Origin of the sequence: Bradyrhizobium sp. Mp19, assembly GCF_029952935.1 — a bacterium.
Classification (GTDB): Bacteria; Pseudomonadota; Alphaproteobacteria; order Rhizobiales; family Xanthobacteraceae; genus Bradyrhizobium; species Bradyrhizobium elkanii.
Map to the genome: position 1 here is coordinate 29,589 of NZ_JASAUT010000042.1, position 26,976 is coordinate 56,564.

General features: G+C 65.0%; 26 protein-coding genes and 1 pseudogene. 12 read left to right on the top strand and 15 right to left on the bottom strand.

Annotation, left to right across the window (positions count from 1 at the left end; translation table 11 throughout):
- Positions 1-222: 222 nt before the first annotated feature.
- The gene (locus QJT82_RS33000; protein ID WP_028343267.1) at positions 223-861 is read right to left on the bottom strand and encodes a DnaJ domain-containing protein; all 639 of its coding nucleotides are present in this window, start codon (positions 859-861) and stop codon (positions 223-225) included.
- 109 nt (positions 862-970) lie between these two features.
- Between QJT82_RS33000 and QJT82_RS33005 the strand changes: the two genes are divergently transcribed.
- Positions 971-1,246, top strand: coding sequence for a BolA family protein (locus tag QJT82_RS33005; RefSeq protein WP_028338206.1), 276 nt, complete (start codon positions 971-973; stop codon positions 1,244-1,246).
- Positions 1,247-1,364: 118 nt separating this feature from the next.
- Complete coding sequence (locus tag QJT82_RS33010; protein WP_028343266.1) at positions 1,365-1,814, top strand: hypothetical protein; 450 nt, start codon at positions 1,365-1,367, stop codon at positions 1,812-1,814.
- A gap of 170 nt (positions 1,815-1,984) precedes the next feature.
- Here QJT82_RS33010 and QJT82_RS33015 read toward each other — a convergent pair whose 3' ends face one another.
- The 3 genes from QJT82_RS33015 to QJT82_RS33025 all read right to left on the bottom strand — a co-directional run bounded on the left by QJT82_RS33015 (position 1,985) and on the right by QJT82_RS33025 (position 5,182).
- The gene (locus tag QJT82_RS33015; RefSeq protein WP_028343265.1) at positions 1,985-3,292 is read right to left on the bottom strand and encodes an HlyC/CorC family transporter; all 1,308 of its coding nucleotides are present in this window, start codon (positions 3,290-3,292) and stop codon (positions 1,985-1,987) included.
- Positions 3,293-3,410: 118 nt separating this feature from the next.
- Positions 3,411-4,553, bottom strand: a complete 1,143-nt coding sequence (aroB, locus tag QJT82_RS33020) for a 3-dehydroquinate synthase (RefSeq protein ID WP_028343264.1) — start codon at positions 4,551-4,553, stop codon at positions 3,411-3,413.
- Positions 4,550-5,182 carry a shikimate kinase gene (locus QJT82_RS33025; RefSeq protein ID WP_028343263.1) on the bottom strand — a complete coding sequence of 211 codons (633 nt, stop codon included), beginning with the start codon at positions 5,180-5,182 and terminating at the stop codon, positions 4,550-4,552. The genes aroB and QJT82_RS33025 overlap by 4 nt, the downstream gene beginning before the upstream one ends.
- Positions 5,183-5,327: 145 nt before the next feature.
- Between QJT82_RS33025 and QJT82_RS33030 the strand changes: the two genes are divergently transcribed.
- The 4 genes from QJT82_RS33030 (at position 5,328) to QJT82_RS33045 (ending at position 9,443) form a co-directional block, all read left to right on the top strand.
- Entirely contained in the window at positions 5,328-5,474 is a 147-nt protein-coding gene (locus QJT82_RS33030) for a hypothetical protein (RefSeq protein WP_035632657.1), read from the top strand.
- A gap of 16 nt (positions 5,475-5,490) precedes the next feature.
- Positions 5,491-6,474, top strand: coding sequence for a site-specific tyrosine recombinase XerD (xerD, locus tag QJT82_RS33035; RefSeq protein WP_051448064.1), 984 nt, complete (start codon positions 5,491-5,493; stop codon positions 6,472-6,474).
- A 265-nt stretch (positions 6,475-6,739) separates the two neighbouring features.
- Positions 6,740-7,702 (top strand): acetyl-CoA carboxylase carboxyltransferase subunit alpha, encoded by a 963-nt coding sequence (locus QJT82_RS33040; protein WP_018269178.1) that lies wholly within the window; start codon positions 6,740-6,742, stop codon positions 7,700-7,702.
- Positions 7,703-7,931: 229 nt separating this feature from the next.
- Positions 7,932-9,443, top strand: coding sequence for a L,D-transpeptidase family protein (locus QJT82_RS33045; protein ID WP_028343261.1), 1,512 nt, complete (start codon positions 7,932-7,934; stop codon positions 9,441-9,443).
- Between the two features lie 421 nt (positions 9,444-9,864).
- Here the strand turns inward: QJT82_RS33045 and QJT82_RS33050 are convergent, their stop codons facing one another.
- Together QJT82_RS33050 and QJT82_RS33055 are read right to left on the bottom strand one after the other, a co-directional pair.
- Complete coding sequence (locus QJT82_RS33050) at positions 9,865-10,095, bottom strand: hypothetical protein (protein ID WP_028337297.1); 231 nt, start codon at positions 10,093-10,095, stop codon at positions 9,865-9,867.
- 68 nt (positions 10,096-10,163) lie between these two features.
- The gene (locus QJT82_RS33055; RefSeq protein ID WP_028343260.1) at positions 10,164-11,240 is read right to left on the bottom strand and encodes a flavodoxin family protein; all 1,077 of its coding nucleotides are present in this window, start codon (positions 11,238-11,240) and stop codon (positions 10,164-10,166) included.
- 201 nt (positions 11,241-11,441) lie between these two features.
- Here QJT82_RS33055 and QJT82_RS33060 point away from each other — a divergent pair, with 201 nt between their 5' ends.
- Genes QJT82_RS33060 through QJT82_RS33070 form a run of 3 tightly spaced genes read left to right on the top strand, consistent with a single transcriptional unit; the run spans position 11,442 to position 12,894 of the window.
- Positions 11,442-12,065: a phosphatase PAP2 family protein gene (locus tag QJT82_RS33060; protein ID WP_051448063.1), complete on the top strand. Its 624-nt coding sequence runs from the start codon at positions 11,442-11,444 to the stop codon at positions 12,063-12,065.
- Positions 12,062-12,409 (top strand): DUF3147 family protein, encoded by a 348-nt coding sequence (locus QJT82_RS33065; protein WP_028343258.1) that lies wholly within the window; start codon positions 12,062-12,064, stop codon positions 12,407-12,409. Before QJT82_RS33060 ends, QJT82_RS33065 begins: the two co-directional genes overlap by 4 nt.
- Positions 12,406-12,894, top strand: coding sequence for a hypothetical protein (locus QJT82_RS33070; RefSeq protein ID WP_028343257.1), 489 nt, complete (start codon positions 12,406-12,408; stop codon positions 12,892-12,894). Before QJT82_RS33065 ends, QJT82_RS33070 begins: the two co-directional genes overlap by 4 nt.
- A 387-nt stretch (positions 12,895-13,281) precedes the next feature.
- Here the strand turns inward: QJT82_RS33070 and QJT82_RS33075 are convergent, their stop codons facing one another.
- The 8 genes from QJT82_RS33075 to QJT82_RS33110 form a co-directional block, all read right to left on the bottom strand.
- The gene (locus QJT82_RS33075) at positions 13,282-13,983 is read right to left on the bottom strand and encodes an ABC transporter ATP-binding protein (protein WP_028343256.1); all 702 of its coding nucleotides are present in this window, start codon (positions 13,981-13,983) and stop codon (positions 13,282-13,284) included.
- Positions 13,976-14,710 (bottom strand): ABC transporter ATP-binding protein, encoded by a 735-nt coding sequence (locus tag QJT82_RS33080; RefSeq protein ID WP_028343255.1) that lies wholly within the window; start codon positions 14,708-14,710, stop codon positions 13,976-13,978. Before QJT82_RS33080 ends, QJT82_RS33075 begins: the two co-directional genes overlap by 8 nt.
- Positions 14,697-15,848, bottom strand: coding sequence for a branched-chain amino acid ABC transporter permease (locus tag QJT82_RS33085; protein ID WP_051448062.1), 1,152 nt, complete (start codon positions 15,846-15,848; stop codon positions 14,697-14,699). The genes QJT82_RS33080 and QJT82_RS33085 overlap by 14 nt, the downstream gene beginning before the upstream one ends.
- Positions 15,799-17,016, bottom strand: a complete 1,218-nt coding sequence (locus tag QJT82_RS33090; RefSeq protein ID WP_028343253.1) for a substrate-binding protein — start codon at positions 17,014-17,016, stop codon at positions 15,799-15,801. Before QJT82_RS33090 ends, QJT82_RS33085 begins: the two co-directional genes overlap by 50 nt.
- A 4-nt stretch (positions 17,017-17,020) precedes the next feature.
- The gene (locus QJT82_RS33095; RefSeq protein WP_028343252.1) at positions 17,021-17,878 is read right to left on the bottom strand and encodes a branched-chain amino acid ABC transporter permease; all 858 of its coding nucleotides are present in this window, start codon (positions 17,876-17,878) and stop codon (positions 17,021-17,023) included.
- 42 nt (positions 17,879-17,920) lie between these two features.
- Complete coding sequence (locus tag QJT82_RS33100; RefSeq protein WP_028343251.1) at positions 17,921-19,435, bottom strand: amidase; 1,515 nt, start codon at positions 19,433-19,435, stop codon at positions 17,921-17,923.
- Positions 19,436-19,721: 286 nt separating this feature from the next.
- Entirely contained in the window at positions 19,722-20,906 is a 1,185-nt protein-coding gene (locus tag QJT82_RS33105) for a substrate-binding domain-containing protein (protein WP_028343250.1), read from the bottom strand.
- A gap of 79 nt (positions 20,907-20,985) precedes the next feature.
- The gene (locus tag QJT82_RS33110) at positions 20,986-22,167 is read right to left on the bottom strand and encodes a substrate-binding domain-containing protein (RefSeq protein WP_028343249.1); all 1,182 of its coding nucleotides are present in this window, start codon (positions 22,165-22,167) and stop codon (positions 20,986-20,988) included.
- Positions 22,168-22,345: 178 nt separating this feature from the next.
- Between QJT82_RS33110 and QJT82_RS33115 the strand changes: the two genes are divergently transcribed.
- The 3 genes from QJT82_RS33115 to QJT82_RS33125 all read left to right on the top strand — a co-directional run bounded on the left by QJT82_RS33115 (position 22,346) and on the right by QJT82_RS33125 (position 23,974).
- Positions 22,346-22,789: a MarR family transcriptional regulator gene (locus QJT82_RS33115; RefSeq protein ID WP_016847408.1), complete on the top strand. Its 444-nt coding sequence runs from the start codon at positions 22,346-22,348 to the stop codon at positions 22,787-22,789.
- A 164-nt stretch (positions 22,790-22,953) separates the two neighbouring features.
- Positions 22,954-23,388 carry a VOC family protein gene (locus QJT82_RS33120; RefSeq protein WP_028343248.1) on the top strand — a complete coding sequence of 145 codons (435 nt, stop codon included), beginning with the start codon at positions 22,954-22,956 and terminating at the stop codon, positions 23,386-23,388.
- Positions 23,389-23,497: 109 nt separating this feature from the next.
- Entirely contained in the window at positions 23,498-23,974 is a 477-nt protein-coding gene (locus tag QJT82_RS33125) for a cupin domain-containing protein (protein WP_245288842.1), read from the top strand.
- A gap of 82 nt (positions 23,975-24,056) precedes the next feature.
- On the opposite strand, the pseudogene secA reads toward QJT82_RS33125, so the two are convergent.
- A pseudogene (gene secA / locus QJT82_RS33130) lies at positions 24,057-26,916 on the bottom strand (preprotein translocase subunit SecA).
- Between the last annotated feature and the right edge of the window lie 60 nt (positions 26,917-26,976).

Below are 26,976 nucleotides of genomic sequence, written 5' to 3' on the forward strand. Positions count from 1 at the left end.
CCCGGATTGCGCTGCGCTTCATCCGGGCTACAAAACTGCATCGTTGGACGACGGCGGAGCCACGCTCCTCTGTCGTCCCTGCGAACGCAGGGACCCATACGCCGCGGCCCAACAATGGGGCAATCGGGCAGACACCTTGTGCAAACGATAACGGCCGGTGGTTATGGGCCCCGGCTCCGTGCGCAACTGCGCACTAGGCAGGGGCGACGAGGACGAGAGAGCTCAGGCCTCGCGCACCACGGTCTTCAGATAATTGTACGCCTTGATGATCTCGATCAGGCGATCCTCGGTCGAGCGGTCGCCGCCATTGGCGTCGGGATGGTGCTGCTTGACCAGCGCCTTGTACTTCGACTTGACGTCTTCGAGCGTCGCCTCGGCCCCTAACCCCATCACCTGCAGCGCCTTGCGCTCGGCGTTCATGATTTTGCGGGTCTCGGGCTTGGGCTCCGCGCCGCCCGGTCCGGGGCGCCAGCGGCCGCGGCCGTTGAGCTCGGAGAACACGTGGAACGGATCGGCGGCGGCATCGAGACCGCTCTCGCCCTTCTTGCCGTTGTTGGCACCCATCTTCCAGGTCGGACGGTGGCCGGTCAGCGCGTCCTTCTGGTAGCGCGCGACGTCGTCAGGATTCATGCCCTGGAAGAAATTGTAGGACTGGTTGTATTCACGGACGTGGTCGAGACAGAAGTGCCAATACTCGCGCGAATTCTCGCGGCCTTTCGGGGCACGATGCGCGCCCTTGTTCTGGCAACCCGCCCACTCGCAGGCCACGGCCTGCTCGCCGGCCTGCGCCTGGCGCTTCGCACTCACCTTGGTCGGCTTGATGCGAATGGAGTCGAAGAATTTTGATGAATCGATCGGCATGTTCTCTTTGACTACGCAATGCACAAATCTTCAAGTCTTGACATTGCGCAGACCTCGTTTCCCGCTTGCACCATTGACGAAAAGCTGTCGCGAACCTAACTCCGCCGCCATGAGCACCAAAGACGCTATCATAAACAAGTTGCGTGAAGCTTTCTTGCCGGAAAGCCTCGACGTCGTCGACGAGTCACATCTGCATGAGGGCCACGCCGGCCACAGGCCAGGCGGGGAGACGCACTTTCGGGTATATATTGTGTCTCCGGCCTTCGAAGGGAAGAGCCGGATCGAACGCCATCGCATGATAAATGCGACGCTGGCGCAGGAACTCGCCGGCTCGGTGCATGCGCTGGCGATCCACGCCCACGGCCCCGGGGAAAAGCCGCGCTAGTGCGCGCTTGCCTCAAGACGAAGCAGTGGTTTTCCTTTATGAGAACAGGATGGACCTGCTCCATAGGTGAGCAGGTGAAACTACGGATTGCACCGCCACGCATGATATGGGGCCATTGATGATCCCTTGCTGGCCACGTTTCCGGTCGATCGTCACCGCCGCCGGCCTGCTCCTGATCTGCGCGATGCGTCCGGCCTCGGCGCTGGACATGCCGAGCCCGTTCGTCCAGGAGGTGCTGGTCAAGAGCATCCTGGTGTCGCTCAACGATGCGGTGGCCGCGAACAATTTCACCGTGTTCCACGCCAAGATCTCAAAGCCGTTCCGCGACCAGTTTCCGCCGGACAAGCTCAAGACCATCTTCAAGGATCTGGTCGACAAGCATGCGGTGTTCGACGCCGTGGTGGCCAAGCCGATCGTGCTCGATGAGGACGCCAAGATCGACGACAAGGGCGTGCTGCGGCTGAAGGGGCATTTCGACACCGCGCCCAAGCAGGTGAAGTATCAGCTCGGCTTCATCCCCTCCGACGGCGCGTGGAAGCTGTCGGGCATCTCGATCGATATCGAGTAGCGAGGCACATCCATCAGACCCGTCATCCCCGCGCAAAGGCTGCGCCTTTGTCACTGGAGGAGCGCGCAGCGCGTCTCGAAGGATGCACGGCCACCAGCCGGGCTGTCGACCCTTCGAGACGCGCTACGCGCTCCTCAGGGTGACGGTGCTAGGAGACTAGCCAGCTCGAACTAGAACGCCGTCCCCGCCCGCTTCGGCTTCTTCTCCTCCAGCTCGGTCTCGCGCGGGACGGCGACGATGCGCAGCGCGGTGATGCGGTTGCGCTCGCGGCGGAGCACGCGGAAGCGGAAGCCGTGGAAGGTGAAGCTCTGGCCGCGCTCCGGGATCGAGCGCGCCTCATGGATCACGAGCCCGGCGACCGTGGTCGCCTCCTCGTCCGGCAGGCGCCAGTCCATCGCACGGTTGAGATCGCGGATCGGCACCGAGCCGTCGACCACGACCGAGCCGTCCGGCTGGGCCCGCACGCCGGCGACGACGACGTCATGCTCGTCGGAGATGTCGCCGACGATCTCCTCCAGGATGTCCTCCAGCGTCACCATGCCTTCGACCTCGCCATACTCGTCGACCACGAGGGCGAAGTGGGTCTTGCGGCGGCGGAACGCCTTCAGCTGTTCGGAGACCGGACGCATCTCCGGCACGAACCAGGGCGGCAGCGCGATCGCGGTGGCATCGATCGCGGACATGTCGCCGTCGTTGGCGCGCATCGCGCGCAGCAGGTCCTTGGCGTGGAGCACGCCGACGATGTTCTCCGGCTTCTCGCGCCACAGCGGGATGCGGGTGTATTCGCTCGCCAGCACCTCGCGCACCAGCTCCTCGGGCGGCAGGTCGGCGTTGACCATGGTCATCTCGGTACGATGGACCATGACGTCGGAGACCTGCAGCTCGCTGAGATCCAGCAACCCGCCGAGCATGTCGCGGTCCTGCTTCTCGACCTTGCCCTCGTGATGCAACAGATCGACCGCACCGCGCAGACGTTCGGTCGGCGACAGCACCGCCTGATGCGCCCCGACCTTGATGCCGAGCAGCTTCATCAGCGCCAGCACGATGGTCTCGATGATAGTGAGCAGCGGCCCAAGCACGAAGATCGTCAGCCGCATCGGCCGCGCGACCAAAAGCGAGATGCGGTCGGGCGCGTTGATCGCGATGGTCTTGGGCAGCACCTCGGCGAACACCACCACCATCACGGTCATGACCGCGGTGGCATAGAGCACGCCGACGTCGCCGAACCAGGCGGTGAACACGCCGGTCGCCAGCGCCGAGGCGCCGATATTGGCGATGTTGTTGCCGAGCAGCAGCGCGCCGATCATGCGCTCGCGCATGTTGAACAGCTTCGACACCACGCCGGCATCGGTGTTGCCCTGCTTCGACAGCCGCAGCATGCTGGCGCGCGAGGCGCCGGTCAGCGCCGTCTCACTCGCCGCGAAAAACGCCGAGATGAAGAGACAGAGCAGCACGATCGAGAAGGTGAACCATCCCACTGAATTGATCCGTGGTTAGAGCATGATCCGGAAAAGTGTGTCGCGGTTTTCCGAAAAGATCATGCTCAAATCAATAGAGATAGAGCGGGATGACGATCCGAGGAAGAGTCATCCCGCTCTAGGCCTTCAGCTTGGCTTGCAGGAAGTCGCGCACCGGCTGCGGCTCGACATTGTTGGCGATCACGGCGCGGCCGACGGCCTCCAGCAGGATGAAGGTGAGCTTGCCGCGCTTGACCTTCTTGTCCTGCGCCATCAGCGCCAGGAGCGCGTCGGCGTCGGCAAGACCTTCCTGCGCGAAGCCTGCGATATCCTGCAGGCGCGTCGGCAATCCGACCGCGGACAGATGACGCGCGATGCGCCCCGCATCGTCGGACGAGATCATGCCGAGCTGCGCCGAGAATTCCGCCGCCAGCACCGTGCCGACCGAGACGCCTTCGCCGTGGAACAGGCGGTCCGAGAAGCCGGTCGCGGCTTCCAGCGCATGGCCGAAGGTGTGGCCGAGATTGAGCAGCGCCCGCTCGCCGGTCTCGCGCTCGTCGCGTGAGACGACGCCCGCCTTGGCGCGGCACGAAGTCGCGATCGCGTGCTCGCGCCCAGCGCCGCCAGCGAAGATGTCGGCGTGGTTCTTCTCGAGCCAGGCGAAGAAGGCCTCGTCACCGAGGATGCCGTATTTCGCGACCTCGGCGTAGCCGGCGCGGAACTGGCGCGGCGACAGCGTGTCGAGCACCGAGGTGTCGGCGATGACCAGCACCGGCTGGTGGAATGCGCCGATCAGGTTCTTGCCCTGCGGCGAGTTGATGCCGGTCTTGCCGCCGACGGAGGAATCGACCTGCGCCAGCAGCGAGGTCGGCACCTGCACGAAATCGACGCCGCGGCGCAGGATCGCGGCCGCGAAGCCGGCGAGATCGCCGACCACGCCACCGCCGAGCGCGATGACGAGGTCATTGCGCTCGATCTTCGCCGCGATCAGCGCTTCGCTGACCTCGGTCAGCGTGGCATAGCTCTTCGAGCCCTCGCCCTCCTCGACGACGATCCGCGACGTCGGCACGCCGGCGGCGGCGAGCGACGCCTCGGTCGGCTCCAGCCAGTGCTTGGCAACGGTGCGGTCGGTGACGATGGCGGTACGCACGCCGGGCCGCAGCGCCGCGACACGCTCGCCGAGCGACTGCAGCACGTCGCGGCCGATGACGATGTCATAGGCGCGGTCGCCGAGCGCGACGTCGACGGTAACGGAGGCAGAATGTTTCAAGGGCGCAGTCATGGGGTCGCGTTCAATCCGTCAGGTGGTGGCTCGTCGGCCGGACGTGCACCGCACAGATGCGCATGCAGGGCCTCGAGGCATTCGTCGACGATGCGGTCGTGCGGCACGTCGCGCGAGGCAATCGTCAGATCGGCATTCCGGTAGACCGGCTCGCGCTCGCTGAGCAGGCGGTTGACGGTCGCCTCGGGGTCGGGCGTGTGCAACAGCGGCCGATCGGCGCGGCGGCGCACCCGGCGCATGATGATATCACTGTCGGCCTTGAGCCAGATCGAGATCGCGCGGTCGCGGATCCGGTTGCGGGTCTCCTCGCGCATGAAGGCGCCGCCGCCGGTGGCCAGCACGATCGGGCCGTTATCGAGGATGCGGGCGATCACCCGCGCCTCGCCGTCGCGGAAATAGGGCTCGCCGTGGGTCTCGAAGATCTCCGGGATTGTCATCCGCGCCGCCGCCTCGATCTCGGTGTCGGCATCGGCGAACGGCAGCTTGAGCCGTGCCGCCACCCGGCGGCCGATGGTCGACTTGCCGGCCCCCATCATGCCGACCAGCACGATCGACCGCGTCCCCAGCACGGCCGCGATGTCGGCCTCCAGGGTCGGGTGGGTGGGCGCCGGTACGGCTGCGTCGGACATCAAAAAGCTCGGATATTGGGACGAATTGTTCGGAATTCGAGCCACCTATACTACCCCCGGCGACACCCTTACCAGCGACTCTTGCAACCGCGCGGGGAACATGTTGGATGATTTCATTGGTTAATTCGCCGCCCGAGTCGCCTCCATGCCCAGCCTGCTCCGCTTCCTGACGGTCGTCGCCGTGATTTTCGGGATCGGCTACGGCATCGTCTTCGCGCTGGCGAATTTCGTGCACCCGAAACCGCGGGAAATGACGGTGACAATCCCACCGGATAAGTTCCTCAAGAAATAGGCGCTATGATTCTGGCATGCCCGCTGCTGCCAAACATCCCGCCAAGACCCTCGCCAAGTCCTCCGACGCCAAACTGACCGCGTTGTTCCTCGACATGCTCGCCGCGGAACAGGGCGCCGGCGCCAACACGCTTGACGCCTACCGGCGCGACCTGACCGATTTCTCCGATTACCTCGCCCATGCCGGCGCCGATTTCACCAGCGCCGACACCGAGACCCTGCGCGGCTACCTCGCCGACCTCGATATCAGAGGCTTCAAGTCGACCAGCGTGGCGCGGCGGCTGTCGGCGATGCGGCATCTCTACCGCTTCCTGCTCAACGAGCGGGTCCGCAGCGACGATCCGGCCGCGATCCTGTCCGGCCCCAAGCGCGGCCGCGGCCTGCCCAAGGTGCTGTCGATCGCCGACGTCGACCGCATGCTGACCCGCGCCAAGGAGCTGACCCAGACCGACGTCTCGCCGGCGCAGCGGCTGCGCGCGCTGCGGCTCTACTGCCTGCTTGAGGTGCTCTACGCCACCGGCCTGCGCGTCTCCGAGCTGGTGTCGCTGCCGGTCTCCGCGGCGCGGCGCGATGCGCGGATGATCGTGGTGCGCGGCAAGGGCAACAAGGAACGGCTGGTGCCGCTGAACGACGCCTCGCGCCAGGCGATGGCGGACTATCTCGCCGCGCTGGAGGTGATGCAGCCGAAGGCGAAGAAGGCCGCGCCGTCGAAATGGCTGTTTCCGTCCTCCGGCGAGAGCGGCCATCTGACCCGGCAGCATTTCGCCCGCGACCTGAAGGAGCTTGCGGGCGCCTCCGGCCTTGCGCCGCGGCTGGTGTCCCCGCACGTGCTGCGTCATGCCTTTGCCAGCCATCTGCTGCACAATGGCGCGGACCTGCGCATCGTGCAGACCCTGCTCGGCCACACCGACATCTCGACCACCCAGATTTACACCCATGTGGTCGAGGAGCGGCTGAAGAGCCTGGTCCGCGACCTGCATCCGTTGGCGGAGAAATCGTAGCGGTCCGTAGCCCGGATGAAGCGCAGCGAAATCCGGGAATGGTATTTCCGCCGATATAGCTCCCCGGATTGCGCTTCGCTCCATCCGGGCTACGAGCAATCCGCCTTGACTTCCGCTTCGTCTCCGCAGAAAGAGCGTCACCTGCTTGCGATCCCGAAGCGTGCATTCCACCTGGATGCGCGTTAACCGTTTGAAGTTACAAAGCTTCTCTTTCCAACGCCGAAACCGCTTCGCCCCTCGCACCGATCTTCCTTATATTGAGTTGATGCCCGACCCGATGCGCAGCTATCTCGACTTCGAAAAACCCGTCGCCGAGCTTGAATCCAAGATCGACGAGTTGCGTGCGCTTGCCGCGAGCGGCAGCGACATCGGCGACGAGGTCGCGCGGATCGAGGACAAGGCGGCGCAGGCGCTCACCGAGCTCTATTCCAATCTGACGCCGTGGCAGAAGACGCTGGTGGCGCGGCATCCGCAGCGGCCGCACTTCACCGATTTCATCGGCGGCCTGATCACCGAGTTCACGCCGATGGCCGGCGACCGCAAATTCGCCGACGACGAGGCCCTGGTCGGCGGCTTCGGCCGCTTCCGCGGCGAGAGCATCTGCGTGGTCGGCCAGGAGAAGGGCGCCACCACCGAGAGCCGCATCAAGCACAATTTCGGCATGGCGCGCCCCGAAGGCTACCGCAAGGCGGTGCGCCTGATGGAAATGGCCGACCGGTTCGGCATCCCGGTGCTGTCGATCGTCGATTCCGCCGGCGCCTATCCCGGCATCGGCGCCGAGGAGCGTGGCCAGGCCGAGGCGATCGCGCGCTCGACCGACGCCTGCCTGTCGCTCGGCGTGCCCAATGTCGCGATCGTCACCGGCGAAGGCATGTCGGGCGGCGCCATCGCCATCACCACGGCGAACCGCGTGCTGATGATGGAGCACGCGATCTACAGCGTGATCTCGCCAGAGGCGGCATCCTCGATCCTTTGGCGCGACGGCACCAAGGCGCAGGAAGCCGCCAACAGCATGAAGATCACCGCCCAGGACATGCTGCGCTTCGGCGTGATCGACCAGATCCTGAAGGAGCCCTCGGGCGGCGCTCATCGCGACCCCGCCGCGATGATCGCGACCACGGGCGATGCCATCGCCCAGGCGCTCAACGACCTACGAAATCTTGATCCGGACGCGATTCGCAAACAGCGGCGCCAGAAGTTTCTCGATATCGGCCGCAAGCTCGGCTGAGGCGCCCAAACGGCCCGATTTTTCGCCCAAATCAACCAATTTTGCCCTAATTGGGCCCCGAGCCGGGTCTTTAACATTCCTTGAACCATGCCTGCTACCGTGAGGGCTGTCCGCCCCGGTTCAGGTTGCGAGCAGGGGTCGTCGAAGGCTAATATTTTACACAATGGCTTCAGGGCATATTCGCCGTGTTGGGGTCGCGAAAATCGCCCGGTGGGTGTGGAGCTCGGACTTGACTCATCGCACGCTCGTACGCGCGCTTCTGACCTCGGCGGTCCTCGCCGCAGGCGTCATGCTCGCCGGTTGTGACAGCGACCAGATCTCGCTCGCGCAGAACGCCAAGGCCAACCAGCCGGTCCCGCCAAAGCTCGTCGCTGCCATGACCGAAAAGGACATGGACATGCAGTCGCCGATCCTGGTGCGGCTGTTCAAGCAGGAGGCCGAGCTCGAGGTCTGGAAGCAAAACCGCTCCGGCCAGTTCGCGCTGCTCAAGACCTATCCGATCTGCCGCTGGTCGGGCGACCTTGGTCCGAAGGTCCGCGAGGGCGACCGCCAGGCGCCCGAGGGGTTCTACTCGATCAACCCGAGCCAGATGAACCCGCAATCGGCCTATTACCTGTCGTTCAACACCGGCTATCCCAACGCCTTCGACAAGGCGCTCGGCCGCACCGGCTCGCAGCTGATGGTGCATGGCGACTGTTCTTCGCGCGGCTGCTACGCGATGACCGACGAGCAGATCGCCGAGATCTACTCGCTCGGCCGCGAATCCTTCTTCGGCGGCCAGAAGGCGTTCCAGCTGCAGGCCTATCCGTTCCGGATGACGCCGGTGAACATGGCCAAGCACCGCAACAATCCGAACATGCCGTTCTGGAAGATGATCAAGGAAGGCTATGATCATTTCGAGGTGACGAAGCAGGAGCCGAAGGTCGATTTCTGCGAGAGGAAGTACGTGTTCGACGCGGTGAAGGCGCCGGGCGCGACACGCGATCCGGTGTTCGACGCCTCCGCGAAGTGCCCGGCCTATGTGATCCCAGAGGAGATCGCGAGCGCCGTGCACGAGAAGGAGCAGCGCGACGCCGCCGACACCGCCAAGCTGGTGTCCAAGGGTACGCCCGTTGCACGCCTCAACACCGGCATCGACGGCGGCATGAACGCGGTCTTCGCCTCGAAGATTCCGGAAGGAAACACCGGCCTGTCCGAAGGCGGCGACAGCCAGGCGCTGGCGTCGATGTCGCTGGCACGCGCGCCCGGCACGATCCCCGGCACGGTCAATCCGCCGAAGCCCAATCTCGCGGTCCAGCAGGAAGAGCCGGTCGTGGCGACGACGTCGTCGACCCCGGTCGCGACCCCATCGTCGGCCGGCACCCGCGTTGCCTCGGCGAACGCGTCCGACAGATCCGCCTCTGACAAATCCACCTCTGACAAATCCGAAGGCTTCTTCTCCAGTTTTGCCCGCAAGGTCGGCATCGGCGGCACCGCCGACGCCAGCAAGACGACCGCATCGCCCCCGGCTCCGGCCGCTGCCGCACCGGCCAAGCCGAAGGTCGCCGAGGCCAAGCCGCAATCGGTGGTTCGCGTCGCCCCCAAGGCTGAGCCCAAGCAGGCCGCCAAGCCCGCACCGAAGCCGCAGGTCACCACCGCCGCACCAGCCCCGACGTCATCGACGTCATCGACCCAACTCGCCGGCTCCGCGCCTGTCGTGCAGACCAATTCGTTCGACACCCGCTTCTCGGCGGTGAAGTAGCAAGGGCGGCGCGCCAGCGCCGCCGGTCGTTTGCGATAAGCATTTCAAGCAGCACACGGTGTCGTCCCGGCGAAAGCCGGGACCCATACGCCGCGGCGGATGTTGTAGCTGGGACTCGTCGTTGCAGTCGCGCTTAGCAATTCGCATCGGTGGTTATGGGTCCCGGCTTTCGCCGGGACGACAGCTAATGCATTCCGCGATCGGTGAGTCACACATCCGCATTCTCGCGACATGATTTGCCCGAGCTTTGCTCTTCCCGCCGTCTCCGTTGGCAGAGGGCGCAGGGAAAGCCGGGTGCCGATCGCACCCAGGCGTCAGGCCTGCACGATTTCGCCGTCCACCGCACGCAGACGCGTCGTCGTCGCCGCCACGCTTCGAACACCGCGCTCCGTTACGCCGCATGCGCGCTGGCAGGCGACCGTTACATTCCGTGGCTTTCGAAAACCTTCTTGCAGCTTCGGCTCAGGCTGGCCCGCTTCATCTGAAGACAGTTCTGCACGGCACCGTCATTGCCGAGGTCCTTCCGGCAGAAGCGCTGTGCATCGCGCGTGCACGCGCTCTGTTCCGATGGCGTACCGGAATGCTGCGCCAACGCGGCACCGCTGCTCATCACGGCAGCAGCAACAAGAGCTGCAATCGAAATATAGCGCATTGTGACTTCCTCCCGCGGCCTAACGGGCAGCCGGGGGCCTTCGTTCCTTTGGGAACCCGGATTCCACCCTACTTCGGCTGCGGGTCCTCAAGCCCCTTGCCGGGATCTTCCAGATGTCCGGTGCGCGCGAGGTCGACGGCGGCGCCGAGCGCCAGCGCGACATTGCGCACCTGTTCCTGAAAGGCCTTGTCTTCGTCGAGATCGCGATGCGACGTCGCATAGGGCTCCATGTAGCCGACATAGCCATCGATCTCGGCCCTGCCGCCGGCCGAGATCAGCTCCATGTCGGTGAGCCAGTCCGCAAGAAAGCGGCGGCAGGTTTCCGCGCCGACGCTGTCGCCGTGGACCACGATGCCGAAATGCCGGCCGCGCAAATGCTTGGGGTATGGCCAGCCCTTGAGTTCGAGCGCCTTGGCTTCGCTCGCGGTCTTGCCGTGGGTCGAGGTCGGATCGGGATTGCCGCCATCGGCGCAGACCAGGCGATCGATCATCGCCTTGAGTCCGGTCGGCGTCTGGTACCAGTTGACCGGCGAGATAATCATGATGCCGTGCGCGCGCACCCACAGCGGATAGATCTCGTTCATCCAGTCGTCGGTTTGCCCGAGCGAGTAGTTTGGATAGCAGCTGCACGGCCAGTGGCAGAGCGCCATCGAGGTGGACACACAGGACTTGCAGGGATGAATCTCTCTGCCGAACTCTGACGTCAGCCGCGACAGATCGAGCACATCGACCGCGAGGCCCATCTCGCGAAAGGCGGACTCGGCGATCTCGACCATGCGCCAGCTTTTCGACATCTCGCCGGGACACGTATGCTCGCTGCGCGAGGAGCCGTTGATCAGCAGGATAGGCGGCGCTTCGTTTGGATCGTCGTGCCTGCGCTGCGCTTCATCGATGGCATCGCGCGCGGACAGCCAATCGACCGCGAGATCATAGTCGGGATCGGCAAAACCGGGGCCGGCCTTGCGGGTGGCCGGCGTCTTGCGCGAATGACGATAGGCGTCCCAGGCACCGGCGACGATCGTCGCGAGCTCCTTCTGCATGGATTGAAAGACCGGATCGGCAAATCGCTTCCGGTAGCGCCGCTCGAATTCATCGCGCGAAAGCTTGACCGGCGGCATCCCCTTGCGAACGTCCGGCTCCGTCATCGGCACCTCTCCCTGACTACAATCCGTCGCCCGCCGTGCATCCCGGTTGGCGCGCGAAGCCTCGGGATGAAGCTTTGGGATCAAGTCGAGACGGGCAAGAGTTCAAGACCATCGATCTGCATTTGGTTCCTTCGGGCGACGCCTTGCACGTCCCGTGATAGGACCCATGCCGCGGCTGGCGCGTTGGATGGGAACCTGACCATGCTTACGACAGCCAGAGTTCGAGCACGCCGCCAGCGAGGCGCCCCCTTCCCGATCACAATTCGCCCGACCGCGGCGGACGCCATGATCGCGCGTGCGATCGCCCGCAACACCGCACCTGCGCCGGAAGAGATCGCCCGCACACTGACCTGGGGCGCTGACGAAAAGGTCCTGCTTGCGCTCGCCGCGGCCGGCTGGCTCGCCTCACGCGGGCGCGGCGCCTCGCTCGAGCGCGCCGGCAATCACGCGCTGCTGGTGACGGTCGCAGCGTCGCTGCTGCCACATGGCCTGAAATTGCTGTTCAATCAAACCCGCCCGGATCGCCTGACGGTGGTCGGCCACGTCAATGGCATCTCGATCTCGGGCAAGCGCGACGACGCCTTTCCATCCGGCCACGCGCTGCATATGGGCGCGCTGGCGTCGGCGGCTGCGACATTGCCCGCCGGCGCGCGCCGCGCGATCCAGGTGGTCGCGGTCGGCCTTTCGCTGACGCGCATTGCGGTTCTCGCACACTGGACGAGCGACGTAGTCGCGGGATTTGGGCTCGGCGCGGTTCTCGAGCGGCTGCTGCGATTATGGACCGGCTATCCCGGTGACGATCCGCCGCGGAGCAGGGCGCGATGACCGAATATGTCATCCGCTTTCTCGTGGGCGGGGCCGTGGTGTCGGCCTTCGCGATGCTGGGCGACATTCTGCGTCCGAAGAGCTTTGCCGGCCTGTTCGGCGCCGCGCCGTCGGTTGCGCTCGCCACCCTCGGCATCGCCGTGTACCAGCACGGCGCCGACTACGCCGGCCTGCAGAGCCGCGCGATGATGGCCGGCGCCGTTGCGCTGGCCGTCTATAGCTTCGTGGTCTGCCAACTGCTGATTCGCGTAAGACTCCGCGCGGCCCCCGCCACCTTGCTGGCGCTTGTCGTCTGGCTCGCGATCGTGTTCGGCTTGCTGGGCGTTGGCGGAGGACAGGCATGACACCGGTCCGCGTCTCGTTGTCCTCGCTCAGGGAAAGCCGCTGGACCGAATATCTGATCCGCTTCGTGCTCGGCGGCGGCGTCACCGTCCTGACTGGACTGATCAGCAGCACCTGCGGCGCCTATGTCGGCGGCGCCTTTCTTGCACTCCCCGCCATCTTCTGCGCCAGCGCAACCCTGATCGAGAAGCATGAAATCCGCCGCAAGCGGAACGCCGGCCTCGACGGCACATGGCGCGGACAGCAGGCCGCGGCGCTCGATGCAGCGGGCGCAGCGCTCGGCGCGGTCGGCATGCTGGCATTTGCCATCGGCTTCGCGCTGACGGTGGATCGCAGCGTCGCGGCCGCCTTCATCGCCGCATCGCTTGCCTGGCTGATCTGCTCGGTCGCGGCCTGGTATGCGCGTCGCGAGCTGCGATCGGCACGGCGGACGCGGACGCCGGGCGACGGCGCGATCGGGCGGAAGGCCGACCGCCTGCCGCATTGAACTTCCGGGACGTCGCCGGCTAAAGCGCGATGAGATTGGGTTGAATCGTCATCGCGCTTTAGCTCCTTGTTTGAGCATGATCTCCGCGCAAACGCGTTCCGCGTTTGTCGCGAGGGAAAACCGCTTCACACTTCGGCGGGCCCTTGCTAGCGGCTTGAGGTCAGTGAGGTTAGCCCGACTTTCGCGGATATACCGGTGTCGTCCCTGCGAAAGCAGGGACCCATAGCCACCGGCTTGAGTTGTTGGGAGCGGCGGGCGTTTTCTTCAATCTCGCTTGGTGTCGCAGCGATTTGTTTGTCTGAACTGCGTGCCCCGAACCCGCACCTGTGGTTATGGGTCCCTGCTTTCGCAGGGACGACGGCGAGTTTGTGGCATTTCCGGATCATGCTACGGCGCCAGATAGCGCAGCAGTTCCGGATCGTTGCGCACCTCGCTCGCGCCGCCCTGCAGCGCGACGCGGCCGCGGTCCAGCACATAGGCATAGTCGGCGACGCGCAGCGCGAGGTCGAGATGCTGCTCGACGATCACGACCGAGATGCTCTTGGCGAGCTCGATGAGCCGCTCGGTGATCTCCTCGATCACGCCGATCCAGACGCCTTCGGTCGGCTCGTCCAGCAGCAGCAATTTTGGATTGCCGAGCATGGCGCGGCCGATCGCCAGCATCTTGCGCTCGCCGCCGGACAGCGTGCCGGCCGGCTGGTCGAGGCGCTGGCCGAGTTTCGGGAAGATGGCCAGCACGCGATCGACCGCGCTGGCATCCGGATTGAACAGCGAGCCGACGGCGAGGTTGTCGCGCACCGACAGGCGGGCGAACACCGAATGCTCCTGCGGCACATAGCCGATGCCGGAGCGCACCCGCTCCTCGGTGCGGCGGCGGGTGATGTCGCGGCCGTCGAAGAACAACTCGCCCTGCGAGCTTGCGAGCTCGCCGACGATGGTCTTCATCAGCGTGGTCTTGCCGGCGCCGTTGCGGCCGAGCACGGCGACGCCGCCGCGCCAGGGAATGCCGATGTTGACATCGAACAGGACCTGGCTACGGCCATAACCGGCATCGAGATGCCGGATATCGAGAAAGGTTTGCTCAGGCACGACGAAGATAGATCTCCTGGACGCTTTTGTTGGCCTGGATCTCCGCGACCGTCCCAGAGGCCAGCACCTTGCCCTGGTCGAGCACGGTGAGGCGGTCGCAGATGTCGCGGATGAAATCGAGGTCGTGTTCGACGATGACGAGCGAGCAATGCTGCTTGATCGGCTGCAACAGCTCGCCGGTGACGCGGCGCTCCTCGAGGCTCATGCCGCCGGTCGGCTCGTCCAGCAGCAACAGCCGCGGCTTGCCGGCGAGCGCCATCGCGATCTCGAGCCATTGCTGCTGGCCGTGCGACAAGGCCGCGGCGGCGTCATGCGCGCGATCGGCGAGCCGGAACTGGGTCAGCATCGTCATCACCTGATCGTGCAGCTTCTTGCGGGTGCGCGAAAGCACCAGATCGAACAGCGAGCAGTGTGCCTGCAGCGCCAGCAGGATGTTGTCGTACAGCGTCAGCGTCGGCAGCACCGAGGTGATCTGGAACTTCAGGCTCATGCCGGCGCGGGCACGCTCGGTCGGCGTGAACGCGGTGATGTCGGTGTTGATGAAGGAGACCTTGCCCGTGGTCGGCACCTCGGCGCCGGCGACGCATTTCATCAGCGTGCTCTTGCCCGAGCCGTTGGGGCCGATCAGGCCGTGGAACTCGTTCTCGCCGACGGTCAGCGCCGCACCGTCGAGCGCGGTGAGCTTGCCGAACACCTTGCTGATGCCTTGCGCCTCAAGGAGCGGCATTGCCGGTCTCCTTCGGGGCTTTGCCGAAACTGCCGACGCGCTCGCGCTCGCCGAGCACGAAGGAGATCAGCCCGAGCGGGCGGAACATGATGACGAGCAGCAGCAGCACGCCGAGGATGATCGGCCAGACGTCGCGGTAATTGTCCGACAGCCAGAAGCTGACGCCCTCGATGATCACGGTGCCGATCACGGCGCCGATCAGCGTGCCAGAGCCGCCGAACAAGACGTAGAGCACGACCTGGGTCGAGAACACGACGCCCAGCATGTTGGGCCAGACGAAGCCCTCGTGGAAGGCATAGAGGCTGCCGGCGAGACCGGCGATGGTGCCGCCGACCGCGAAGATGATCGCCTTCAGGTGCTGGGCCTTGTAGCCGAAGAAGGCGATGCGCTGCTCGTTCTCGCGCAGCCCCGCGAGCGCGAGGCCGAATTGCGAGCGCACCAGGAAGCGGCAGAGCAGATAGACGACCACGAGGATGCCGAGCACCATGTAGTAGTAGATCGGGCCCTCCTCGAACTCGTAGCTGCCGAGGGTGAGCGGCGGGATCGACGGGATGCCGTTCTGGCCGCCGAGATAGTACCAGCCGCGCGCCAGCCGATCCGCGGCATAGGAGCCGGTCAGGGTGCCGAGCGAGACGAAGATCACGCTCGAGGGATAACGCCCGAGCAGCAGGAAGCCGCCGAGCAAGAGCGACGCGGTGAGCCCGATCAAGGTGCCGGCGGGCAGGATCAGGAGGATCGACGTGACGTTGAGATCGCGTGCCAACAGCGCCACGCCGTAGCCGGCGGCGCCGAAGAACAGCGCCTGGCCGAAGCTCATGATGCCGGCATAGCCCCACACCAGGTCGAACGACAGCGCGAACAGCGCGAGGATCACCACGCGGGTGGCGAACACCGTGAGATAATCCTGCAGCACCCATGGCAGGACCAGCGCGATCAACAGCACCAGCCCTTCCACGATCGGCAGGACCTTCCATCCTGCCGATACTCGTCCCGCCGGCGCGCTTGCGGCCGGTACACCCTCGCCCGTCACGACATCTGGTTCCTCACCGACGCGTGCGACAGCTTCTCTTGCTCCAACCATTGATCGCTCAGCATTCCTTGGGATCAACGAGACCGTCGCTGCGCGCCACGATCTCATAGTTCCCGCCCTTGGCAACAGCGGTGTACATCTTCATCTTGCAGTGACGCTTGCCCGGCACCATCTCCGCGGGTCCGCCTGGCCCTTCGGCGATCTTGGCGTGGTCGAGGGCGGCCGCCACGGAGTCGCGGTCGACCTTGCCGGCCTCCTTGACCGCGGCCTCCCACAGCTTGAGGCCGCGATAGGTTCCGGTGGCGGCGCTGCCGGCCGCGAACAGGAAGTTGCCGGGGAAGTCCTTCTCATAGGCCGCCTGGAGCTTGGCGTCGAACGGATCCTCCTTGGTCAGCACCTTGAAATAGTCGAGGCAGCTCGCAAGGCCCTCGATCTCGTTGGCCTGATTGATGTTGAGCGTGTTCTCGTCATAGTAGACGCAGGCGAGCCGCCCGCCGTTCTTGAGGAAGCCGGCTTCATAGAGCTGCTTGAAGAACGGACCGACGCCGGGCGGGATCACGGTGTTGAAGACGACGTCGACCTTGTTGGAGATGACGCGGTTGACGGTGGCCGAGAAGTCGACCTGGTCGAGCGGGTAGTACTCCTCGAACACCACCTCGCCGCCGTTCGACTCGATCACCTTGCGGGCGTAGACGTTGAGCGTGTGCGGCCAGACATAGTTGGCGCTCGGCAGCGCGAACTTCTTGCCGCCGTTCTTGATCAGCCAGGGAATGAAGGTGTCGCATTGTTGCGCCGGGGTCGGTCCGGTGCAGAACAGATAGGGCGTGCACTCCTTGCCCTCGTAGAGCTGCGGATAGATATAGAGCGTCTTGCCGCGCGCCACGATCGGATCCTTGATCGCGTTGCGCATCGACGAGGTGATGCCGCCGAGCACCATGTCGACCTTGTCGCGCTGGATCAGCTTGCGGACATTGCCGACCGCGACCGATTCGTTCGAGGCGGTGTCCTCGATATAGAGCTCGAGCGGCCGGCCGAGCAGGCCGCCGCCGGCGTTGATCTCCTTGATCACCATCTTGGCGACGTTGGCGTCGGCGTTGCCGGCATAGGCGATCGGGCCGGTCAGGTCGGTCGCGATGCCGACCTTGATCGGTCCCTCAGCGGCATTGGCCCAGTCGGGCCTGACCACCCAGCTGCCGACCCCGGTCGCGAGCGCGCCGGTCGCAAACGCGAAATTGCTCATGAAGCGGCGGCGCGTGAGATTGGTGAGATCGAACATCTGACTAAACCCCTTTTCCCGATATGAGGCCCTGCGGGCGGAATTTGATGAAGGCAATGGCGAGCACGAAGACGAGGACGTCGGCGACAACAGGAGACATCACCCATGGCAGCGCCGCACTGAGCGTGCCGATCACACCGGCGCCGGCGACCGGACCGATGAAGGAGCCGACCCCGCCGACCATCACGGCGACGAAGCCCTGGATCAGGAAGCGGATGCCAAGGTCGGCAAACAGGCTGAACACCGGCACGATCAGCGCGCCGGCAAGCCCGGCCAGCGCCGCGCCGAACGCGAAGGTCGCCCCGTAGATCAGAGGCGTCGAGATGCCCGAGGCGCGCGCCAGCGCCGGGTTCTCCAGCGTGGCGCGGACCCGAAGCCCGAACGAGGTGCGCGCCAGCAAGAGATAGCAGGCGCCCATCACCAGCAGCGTGATCACGATGATGGTGAATCGCCAGGCCGAGATGTGGACCGAGCCGAGGTCGATCGAACCGCCGATCGGCTCCGGCACCGTGAGGTAGAAGCCGCCGATCAGGCCGCGCACGCTCTCGCGGATGATCAGGCCGAGCGCATAGGTGCCGAGCATCGCCACGATGGGCGCGGCGTAGAAGCGCCTGATGATCAGCGCCTCCAGCACGAAGCCGATCGCGCCGACCACAAAGGGCGCCGCGACCATGCCGGCCCAGACCGGTGCGCCATGGGCGTAGGCCAGATAGGTGACGTAGGCCCCGAGCAGGACGAACTCGCCCTGCGCGAAGTTGAAGATGCCCATCATGCTGGCGATGATGCCGAGCCCGAGCACCACCAGCACGATAATCGCGCCGAAGCTCACGATCTCGAACGCCGCGGCAAAAGTGCTAGCCATGGCGCTCGATCCATCCAGCCTGCGTCTGCAACAAGCGGCGCCTCACATCTTCTTCCAGTCGCCGGCCTGCTCGAAGGCGTGCGCGGCGCGGTAGATGGTGGATTCCTCGAACATCCGGCCGACCAGCATCAACCCGACCGGCAGGCCGTCGACCATGCCGCAGGGCAGCGACATCGCCGGGTGATGGGTGATGTCGAACGGCGCGGTGTTGGTGATCATCTCGAGCGCGCGAGCGACATAGTCCTCGCGGCTGGCATTGGCCGCCGGCAGCGCCGGCGCCTTCATCGGCGTGGTCGGCAGCAGCAGCAGGTCATAATCCTTGAACGCCTTGTCATAGGCCGCGGTGAGACGGCGGGAGATGTTGAGCGCCTTGCCGTAGAAGCGCGGCCCGAAGCTGTTGTTGATGTAGGTGCCCAGCATCATGAACAGCTTGGTGGTCTCCGACAGCGAATCCGCCTGGCGGCGCCAGCCGCGATGGAAGTCCATCAGCGAGGTCGAATAGAGGTCGGGGCGGCTGAGGCCGTAGCCGTCGCCGAACATCATGGTCTGGGTCAGGCCTTCGGTGCCGATCGGGGTCCAGATCGCCGGGCCGACCATGTGCATCGGGATCGACACGGTGTCGACCGACGCGCCGAGGTCCTTGAAGCGCTTGGCCGCCTCGCGCACGCTTTCATTGACCGCAGCCTCCGCGGTCGGCTGCTCGAAGCCCTCCTGGAGGATGCCGATCTTCATGCCCTTGACGCCCTTGCCCAGCGCCTTGGTGTAATCCTCGACCTTGGGCGCCTTGATGCGCGGATCGTAGCCGTCGTCGCCGGCGATCACCTCGAGCAGCAGTGCGTTGTCCTCCACCGTCGCGGTCATCGGGCCGGTGTGGTCGACGAAGATCTCGATCGGCATGATGCCGGTATAGGGCACGAGGCCCCAGGTCGGCTTCATGCCGTAGGTGCCGCAGAACGAGGACGGCATGCGGATCGAGCCGCCCTGGTCGCCGCCGATCGCCATGTCGACCTCGCCGAGCGCGACCACGACGCCGGAGCCCGACGACGAGCCGCCGGCCGAGTAGCCCATCTTGTGCGGATTGTGCACCGCTCCGTAGGAGTTGGTGTGACTGCCGCCGGACAGGCAGAAATGCTCGCAATGGGTCTTGCCGGCGATCTCGGCACCGGCGTCGAGCATGCGCGTGACGATGGTGGCGTCGAAATCGGGGATATAGCCTTCCAGCGTCGACGAGCCGTTCGTCATCGGCACGCCGGCCAGCATGATGTTGTCCTTCAGCGCCACCGTCTTGCCCTTGAGCTTGCCGGAGGCCGCGCCCTTCACGGTCGACTTGTAGTACCAGGCGTTGCGCGGGTTTTCCTCCGCCGACGGGCGATAGCCCGGCGTGCGCGGATATTTCACCTTGGGCAGCTCGTCCGGCATCGCGGCGATGACGTTGTAGGCGTCGATCGAGCCCTGCATCAGGCCGCGGAACGAGGCCACATCCTCATCGGTCAGTGACAGGCCGCACTGCTCGGCGACGGCACGAAGTTGCGTTGGCGTGGGAAGGACGACGGTCACGGCGCTCTCCTGATAGCTTTTGATCTTTGGATTTGATCCCTCGATGCAGGGCGCAGCGGCGCGAACCGCTCACCCCGTTGCTGTATTGAAAACGGAAATATTTTCCTTTTCAAGTATTATTTCGTGGCCCGACCACCGAGCCTGTCGCTCCGTGGCTCGGGAAGTCGCATACCTCTGCCCTCGTCATTGCGAGCGAAGCGAAGCAATCCATGGTTCGGCAGAACGGGACGATGGATTGCTTCGTCGCTTTCGCTCCTCGCAATGACGGCCAAACCGTCACAGCCTCTCAGATCGGCTTGATCACCCTGAAGTCGAGACCGTCGGCTTCGGCAAGATACATCGGCATCCTGGCATGGCCGCTGCGCACCGTGACCGGACCGCGCGGCCCGCGATAAACGAGGTTGTCCGCCGCCGCGAGCAGCGGCCGCATGTCCAGCGTGCCGGCGCGCTTGGCGGCGGCCTCGAGCAAACAGAACCCTTCATAGGCGGATTCGCTGCACGAGCCGACCGGCGGCGCGAACGCCCCGAACATCGCACGATAGCGCTCCCTGAAATCGTCGCCGGCCTGCGAGCCGACGGAGGGGAAATAGCCGGAGGCGCAGTACAGGTTCTCGGTCTTGTCGGCGCCGATGCCGAGCAGCGCCGTCTCGTCGAAACAGCCGGCAAAGCGCAGCGTGGTGGCGGCAAGGCCGGCATCGGCGAAGGCGCGGTTGAAGGTCACGCTGTCGGTGCCGATCAGCGAGATCAGCACGACATCGGGCTTCGCGGCACGGATGCGCTCCAGCTGCGCCTCGTGATTGTCCTCGCCGACCGGCACGAACTCCTCGCCGACCACCTGGCCGCCGGTCTGCTTGATGTAACGCTTCACCGCGCGGTGCGACTGCCATGGCCAGACATAATCGCTGCCGATCAGGTACCAGCGCGAGGCGCGCTTCGCTTCGGCCAGCCAGTGGATCGACGGCCGGTTCTGCCAGCGCGGCGTCTCGCCGATCGCGATGACGCCGGGCGTCCGCTCGCCGCCCTCATAGACCGGCGTGTAGATGTAGGGGATCTTGCTGCGGGTAATCAGGCCACGCAGCGCGACGCGCACCGCGCTGGTGTGCATGCCCATGATGAGATCGACATCGTCGGACGCGATCGCCTGCTCGGCGCGGTCGAGCACTTCCTCGATCGGCCCGCCGGCGTCATAGACCGAGAACTCGATCTCGCGGCCGAGGATGCCGCCGCGCCGGTTGATGTCGGCGACCGCGAGCTGCGCGCTCGAGGTCGCGGCCGGGCCCCACATCCCGGGCGAGCCGGTGCAGCAGACGAAGCCGGCGATCCGCAGCCGGCTGCGCGCACCGCGCGGACCGAAGCCGTCCCGATCCATCGGGGAAAATACCCGATCGGACCGCGCCGACGTCAGGTTCCGGAACAGCAGGGATGGCGGGCATGGAAGGCCGCCATACCTGTTGCTCGAGGTTCGGGCCATGACGTAGGGCGTCGAATGCACACCTGCTCCTGTCTGGCACCGGCAAGCCGCGCGGCGAGCGCGGCATCGCCCGGTCCATCTAGATCGTCCTGATCACATTGAAGTCGAGACCGTCGGCCTCGGCAAGATAGATCGGCATCTCGGCGCGGCCGTCGCGGATGGTGACGGTGCCGCGCGCGCCGCTGTAGACGAGGTTGTGCGCTGCGGCGGACAACGGTCCGATCGACAGCGAGCGCGCCTGGTTGGCCGCCGCCTCGAGAAAGCGCATCCCCTCGTAATTGGACTGCCCGACCGAGCCGATCGGCGGCGCATGCGCCCCGAACATCGCCCGGTAGCTGGTCCGGAAGTCGTCATTGGCGCGCGAATCGACGCAGCCGAAATAGCCGGAGGCGCAGAACAGGTTCTCGGTCGAGTCGGGGCCGATGCCGAGCATCACGGTCTCGTCCATCGCGCCGGCGTAACGCAGCGTGGTCGCAGCAAGCCCGGCCTCGGCGAAGGCGCGGTTGAAGGTGACGCTGTCGGTGCCGATCAGGCTGATCAGCACGACGTCGGGCTTGGCGGCGCGAATCCGCGCCAGATGCGGCTCGTGATTGTCCTCGCCGAGTGGGACGAATTCCTCGCCGACGACATGACCGCCGGCCTCCTTGATGTAGCGCTTCACCGCGCGATGCGATTGCCAGGGCCAGACATAGTCGCTGCCGATCAAATACCAGCGCTGCGCCTTCTTGACCTCGGTGAGCCAGTGGATCGCCGGGCGGCTCTCCGCGCGCGGCGTCTCGCCGATCGCCATCACCCCCGGCGTCCGCTCGCCGCCCTCATAGACCGGCGTGTAGACATAGGGGATACGGCCGGCCGTGACCTTGCGCAGCGCGAGGCGCACCGCCGAGATATGCGAGCCCATGATGACGTCGATCTCGTCGAACGCGATCGCCCGCTCGGCGCGGCGCACCACCTCCTCGATCGGCCCGCCGGCGTCGTACATCGACAATTCGACCTCGCGGCCGCGGATGCCGCCGCGGCGGTTGATCTCGGCAACCGCGAGCATGACGCTGTTGGCGGAGATCGGCCCCCAGATCCCGGGCGCGCCCGAGAAGGTGATGAAATTGCCGATTCGAAGCTTGCTGTCGGTACCGCGACGGCGCGACGAGCCGGGCTTGAGGGTCAAAGCGAGATCGGCCGCGCAGGACGACGGGTTTCGAAACAGCAGCGGCGGCGCGACGGGCATGCCGCCATACGCCTGGAAAGAGACCGTCGAGAGCACGCCAACTCCTGTCTGGGAAGCAGTACGCAACGCAGCCAGCGGGCGGTCGCGGCATCCGCCCCTTGGTTGGGGGAATATCCTAGGTGAAAATATTGAATATTCAACAATTGAAGTGCATATAGAAACGGCATGAGTTGCCGGACATTCATTCACCGGGTCAGGAACCAGGTCTCACGCCGTGGCTAAACCGCCGAAAGAAAATTCCCCGATCACCGAACATCTCGCCTACCTGCTGGCGCAAGCCAACCGGGAGATCAACCGGCAGTTGGAGACGCGGCTCGCGAAGGAAGGCGTGCCGGTCGAGCAGTGGCGCATCCTGAAAGTGCTGTCCGACGGCAACGGCCACTCAATGGGCGAGCTTGCGGATGCTGTGCTGCTCAACCATCCGACGCTGACCAAGATGATCGACCGCATGGTGTCGGATGCCCTGGTCTATCGCGTCCAGGATCCCAAGGATCGCCGCAAGGTGCTGATGTTCGTCTCCGACCGCGGCAAGGCGCTGTGCCGGCGGCTCAACTCGCTGGCGGTGAGCCAGGAGGAGCACATCGTCGAGAGCTATGGTGACAAGTCGACCACCGAGCTCAAGCGGCTGCTGGAAAGCCTGATCGGCAGCGCCAATTAAGGCCGCGCCTGCCCGGCGCGTTCCTATCGAAACCATCGAAAAAAGACCGGCAGGAAATGTCGGGATGCGGCGGTTTGGTGCGTCCTTGGGGCGCGCCCTGCGGCGCAGCCTTCGCGTGCCGTCGCGCAGGCTCACCGATCACTCGTTAGCGAGGACTTCCCGTCATGACTTCGATCACGCCGTTCCTCTGGCTCGACAACAACGTCCGCGATGCCGTCGCCTTCTACAAATCGGTGTTTCCGAACGCCAAGATCGAGACCGTCAGCGATTTCATGGCGACCTTCGAGCTCGAGGGGCAGCGGTTCCACGCGCTCAATGGCGGGCCGCAGCACAAGTTCAACGAGGCGGTGTCGTTCGTCCTGAGCGTCGAGACCCAGGAGCAGGTGGACTACTTCTGGGAGAAGCTCACCGACGGCGGCCAGGAATCGCGCTGCGGCTGGCTCAAGGACAAATTCGGCCTGTCCTGGCAGGTGATCCCATCAGCGCTCGGCCGCTATCTCAGCGCCCCCGATCGCAAGGCGGCCGACCGCGTCATGCAGGCGATGCTGAAGATGCAGAAGATCGTGATCGCCGATCTCGACAAGGCGTATGCGGGCTGATGACGATGCGGTTGCGACCGGCGGGCCAATTGCCCCGCCGCGTCGTCCGGGGCGACCGGCCGCACCGGATTTTTCTCCGGTGAGAGCAGGCCCGCGTTTGCGGTGCGGGATGTATCTTGCCAAGCCAACCACCTTGCCGGCATGCGCAATTTCCAAGAAGCTAGCAGGTATTTCTCAATACCATTTTCAGGGAGGCACGATTTCCATGAAGACGATTGTCGGACTTGCTTTGACTGCAATGCTGGTCACGCCCGCGAGTGCACAGGACTCGCCGTTTCGAAAAGAGCTGAAGCGAGCCGATTTGAGCGGCACCAACATGGAGGTCATCACGAGCATCAGCGAACTGAAGCCCGGCGACACGTCGATGCTGCACTTCCATAATGGTGAGGAGTCGTACTACTTCCTCGAAGGCGGCACCATCGAGTTGCCGGACGGAAAGCAGGTGGCAATTCCGACCGGCGCAGTTGGCATCACCATGCGCGATGCACCGCACGGCGCCTACAAGGTCGTCGGCGACAAGGCGATCAAGCTGTTGACCGTCCATATCGTCGACAAGGGCAAGCCGCTCTACGACACGCCGAAGTAGCTAAGCGGCTATCGTGCGAACAGCAGGCACAGCGGGCTGCGCGCGCCTGCTCTTCAACGCTGGGCTCGCTGGAGTGGCGCCCTTACGCGTACCGCCCGTGGCAGTGCTTGTACTTCTTGCCTGACCCGCAGGGGCAGTCCTCGTTGCGGCCGACCTTGCCCCAGCTTGCGGGGTCGTTCGGATTGCGGTCGGTGGCAATCATCCCCGGCGCCAGCGAGGCCTGGGCGTAGGTCGCCTCGGTCAGGCGGGCCTGCGCGAACTCGTCCTCGCCGGTGTTGGGATCGAGCTTGTGCGCCTCCATCAGCGGCAGCGGCTGCGGCGGCTCCTCCGGCGGCACGATCTCGACCCGCATCAGCTGCGCGGTGACGGCCTCGCGCAGATGCGCGCTCATCTCCTGGAACAGGTTGAAGGCCTCGGTCTTGTATTCCTGCAACGGGTCGCGCTGGCCATAGCCGCGCAGGCCGATCACCTGGCGCAGATGGTCGAGCATGATCAGGTGCTCGCGCCAGAGATGGTCCAGCGTCTGCAGCAGGATGGTCTTCTCGACGTAACGCATCACGTCGGGACCCCATTGCGCGACCTTGGCCGCCATGCGCTCGTCGACATGGGTCTCGATGCGGGTCAGCAGCTCCTCGTCGGCGATGCCCTCTTCCTTCGCCCATTCGTCGACCGGCAGATCGACATCGAGCACGCGCTTCAGCTCGTCCTTGAGGCCGGCGGTGTCCCACTGCTCGGCATAGGCGTGCTCGGGAATGTATTTGGTGACCACGTCTTCGACGAAGGCATGGCGCATGTCGGTCACGGTCTCGACGACGCTGTCGTCCTTCATCAGGTCGACGCGCTGGTCGAAGATCACCTTGCGCTGGTCGTTCTGGACGTTGTCGAACTTCAAGAGGTTCTTGCGGATGTCGAAGTCGGAGGCCAAGCGGTCTTAGGAAGACAAATATGTCTGGCAACTCCTTGGCTCACAGAACGACATGGCTACGATCCGACTTCCGCTGCAGCATGCTGTCGAGCCGGTCGGAGCCGAAGATGCGCATCAGATCGTCTTCCAGCGACAGGAAGAACTTCGAGCGGCCGGGGTCGCCCTGACGGCCGGAGCGGCCGCGCAGCTGATTGTCGATGCGGCGGGATTCGTGACGTTCGGAGCCGATGATGTAGAGGCCGCCCGGCTTCTTCACGGTTTTCGCGGGCTTGTTGCCCTTGGCGGGCTCGACCTCGAAATCCTCTTCCGCCTTCAGCACGATCTCGCGGAAGCGCTCGATGTCGGCCTTGATCTGCTCGATCTTCCCGGCTTTCTCGGCTTCATCCGTGATCCCTGCGGTCTCCTGCTGGATCCGCATCTCGAGCGAGCCGCCGAGCTTGATGTCGGTGCCGCGGCCGGCCATGTTGGTCGCGATCGTGATCGCGCCCGGCACGCCGGCTTCCGCGACGATATAGGCTTCCTGCTCGTGGAAGCGCGCGTTCAGCACCGCGAACAGCTTTGCCGGCTTGCCGGCGCGCGCCGCGGCATAGAGCTTCTCCATGCCGGATTCGGACGTGAAGTCGATCTGCTTGTAGCCGTGCTTCTTCAGGTACTCGGCCAGCACTTCCGACTTCTCGATCGACGCCGTGCCGACCAGCACCGGCTGCAGCCGCTTGTTGGCGCGCTCGATCTCGGCAAGGATCGCGGCATATTTCTCGTTCTGGGTGCGGTAGACCTCGTCGTCCTCGTCGAGGCGCGCCACCGGCAGGTTGGTCGGGATCTCCACGACCTCGAGCTTGTAGATGTCGAACAGTTCGTCGGCTTCGGTCAGCGCCGTGCCGGTCATGCCGGACAGCTTCTGGTACATCCGGAAATAGTTCTGGAAGGTGATCGAGGCCAGCGTCTGGTTCTCGGGCTGGACCGTGACGTGCTCCTTGGCTTCCAGCGCCTGGTGCAGGCCTTCCGAATAGCGGCGGCCCTGCATCATGCGTCCGGTGAACTCGTCGATGATGATGACCTCGTCGTCGCGGACGATGTAGTCCTTGTCGCGCGTGAACAGCGTGTGCGCGCGCAGCGCCTGGTTGACGTGATGCACGACGGAGACGTTCTCGACGTCGTACAGCGAGTCGCCCTTGAGCTGGCCGGCGTCGCGCAGCAGGTTCTCGAGCTTCTCCATGCCGGCTTCGGTCAGCGTCACCGTGCGCTGCTTCTCGTCGACCTCGTAGTCGTCCTTCTTGGCGAGATTCGGCATGAAGGTGTCGATGGTGTTGTAGAAATCCGAGCGGTCGTCGAGCGGGCCGGAGATGATCAGCGGCGTGCGCGCCTCGTCGATCAGGATGGAGTCCACTTCGTCGACGATCGCGTAGAAATGCTCGCGCTGGACCATGTCCTCCAGGCGGTACTTCATGTTGTCGCGCAGATAGTCGAAGCCGTATTCGTTGTTGGTGCCGTAGGTGATGTCGCAGGCATAGGCGGCCTTGCGCTCGGCGTCGTCGAGGCCGTGCACGATCACGCCGGTGGTCAGCCCCAGGAAGTCATAGATCTGGCCCATCCAGCCGGAGTCGCGGCGGGCGAGGTAGTCGTTGACGGTGACGACGTGGACGCCCTTGCCGGCGAGCGCGTTGAGGTAGACCGCGAGCGTCGCAACCAGCGTCTTGCCTTCGCCGGTCTTCATCTCGGCGATGTCGCCCTCGTGCAGCACCATGCCGCCGATCAGCTGAACGTCGAAATGGCGCTGGCCGAGCGTCCGCTTGGCGGCCTCGCGCACCGTGGCGAAGGCCGGAACCAGGATGTCGTCGAGCGTCTTGCCGCTGGCGAGCTGCTGCTTGAATTCGGCGGTGCGGGCCTTGAGCTGATCGTCCGTCAGTTTGACGAGCTCGGGCTCCAGCGCGTTGATGGCGTTGACGCGGGACTGATACCCCTTGACCCGACGGTCGTTGGCGGAGCCGAAAAACTTGCGGGCGAGCGCGCCGATCATGCGAAATTCCTGTTCTTCGGTCTCGGGTTCGGTCTTCGTTCAGTCTTGAAGTTCGGTTTT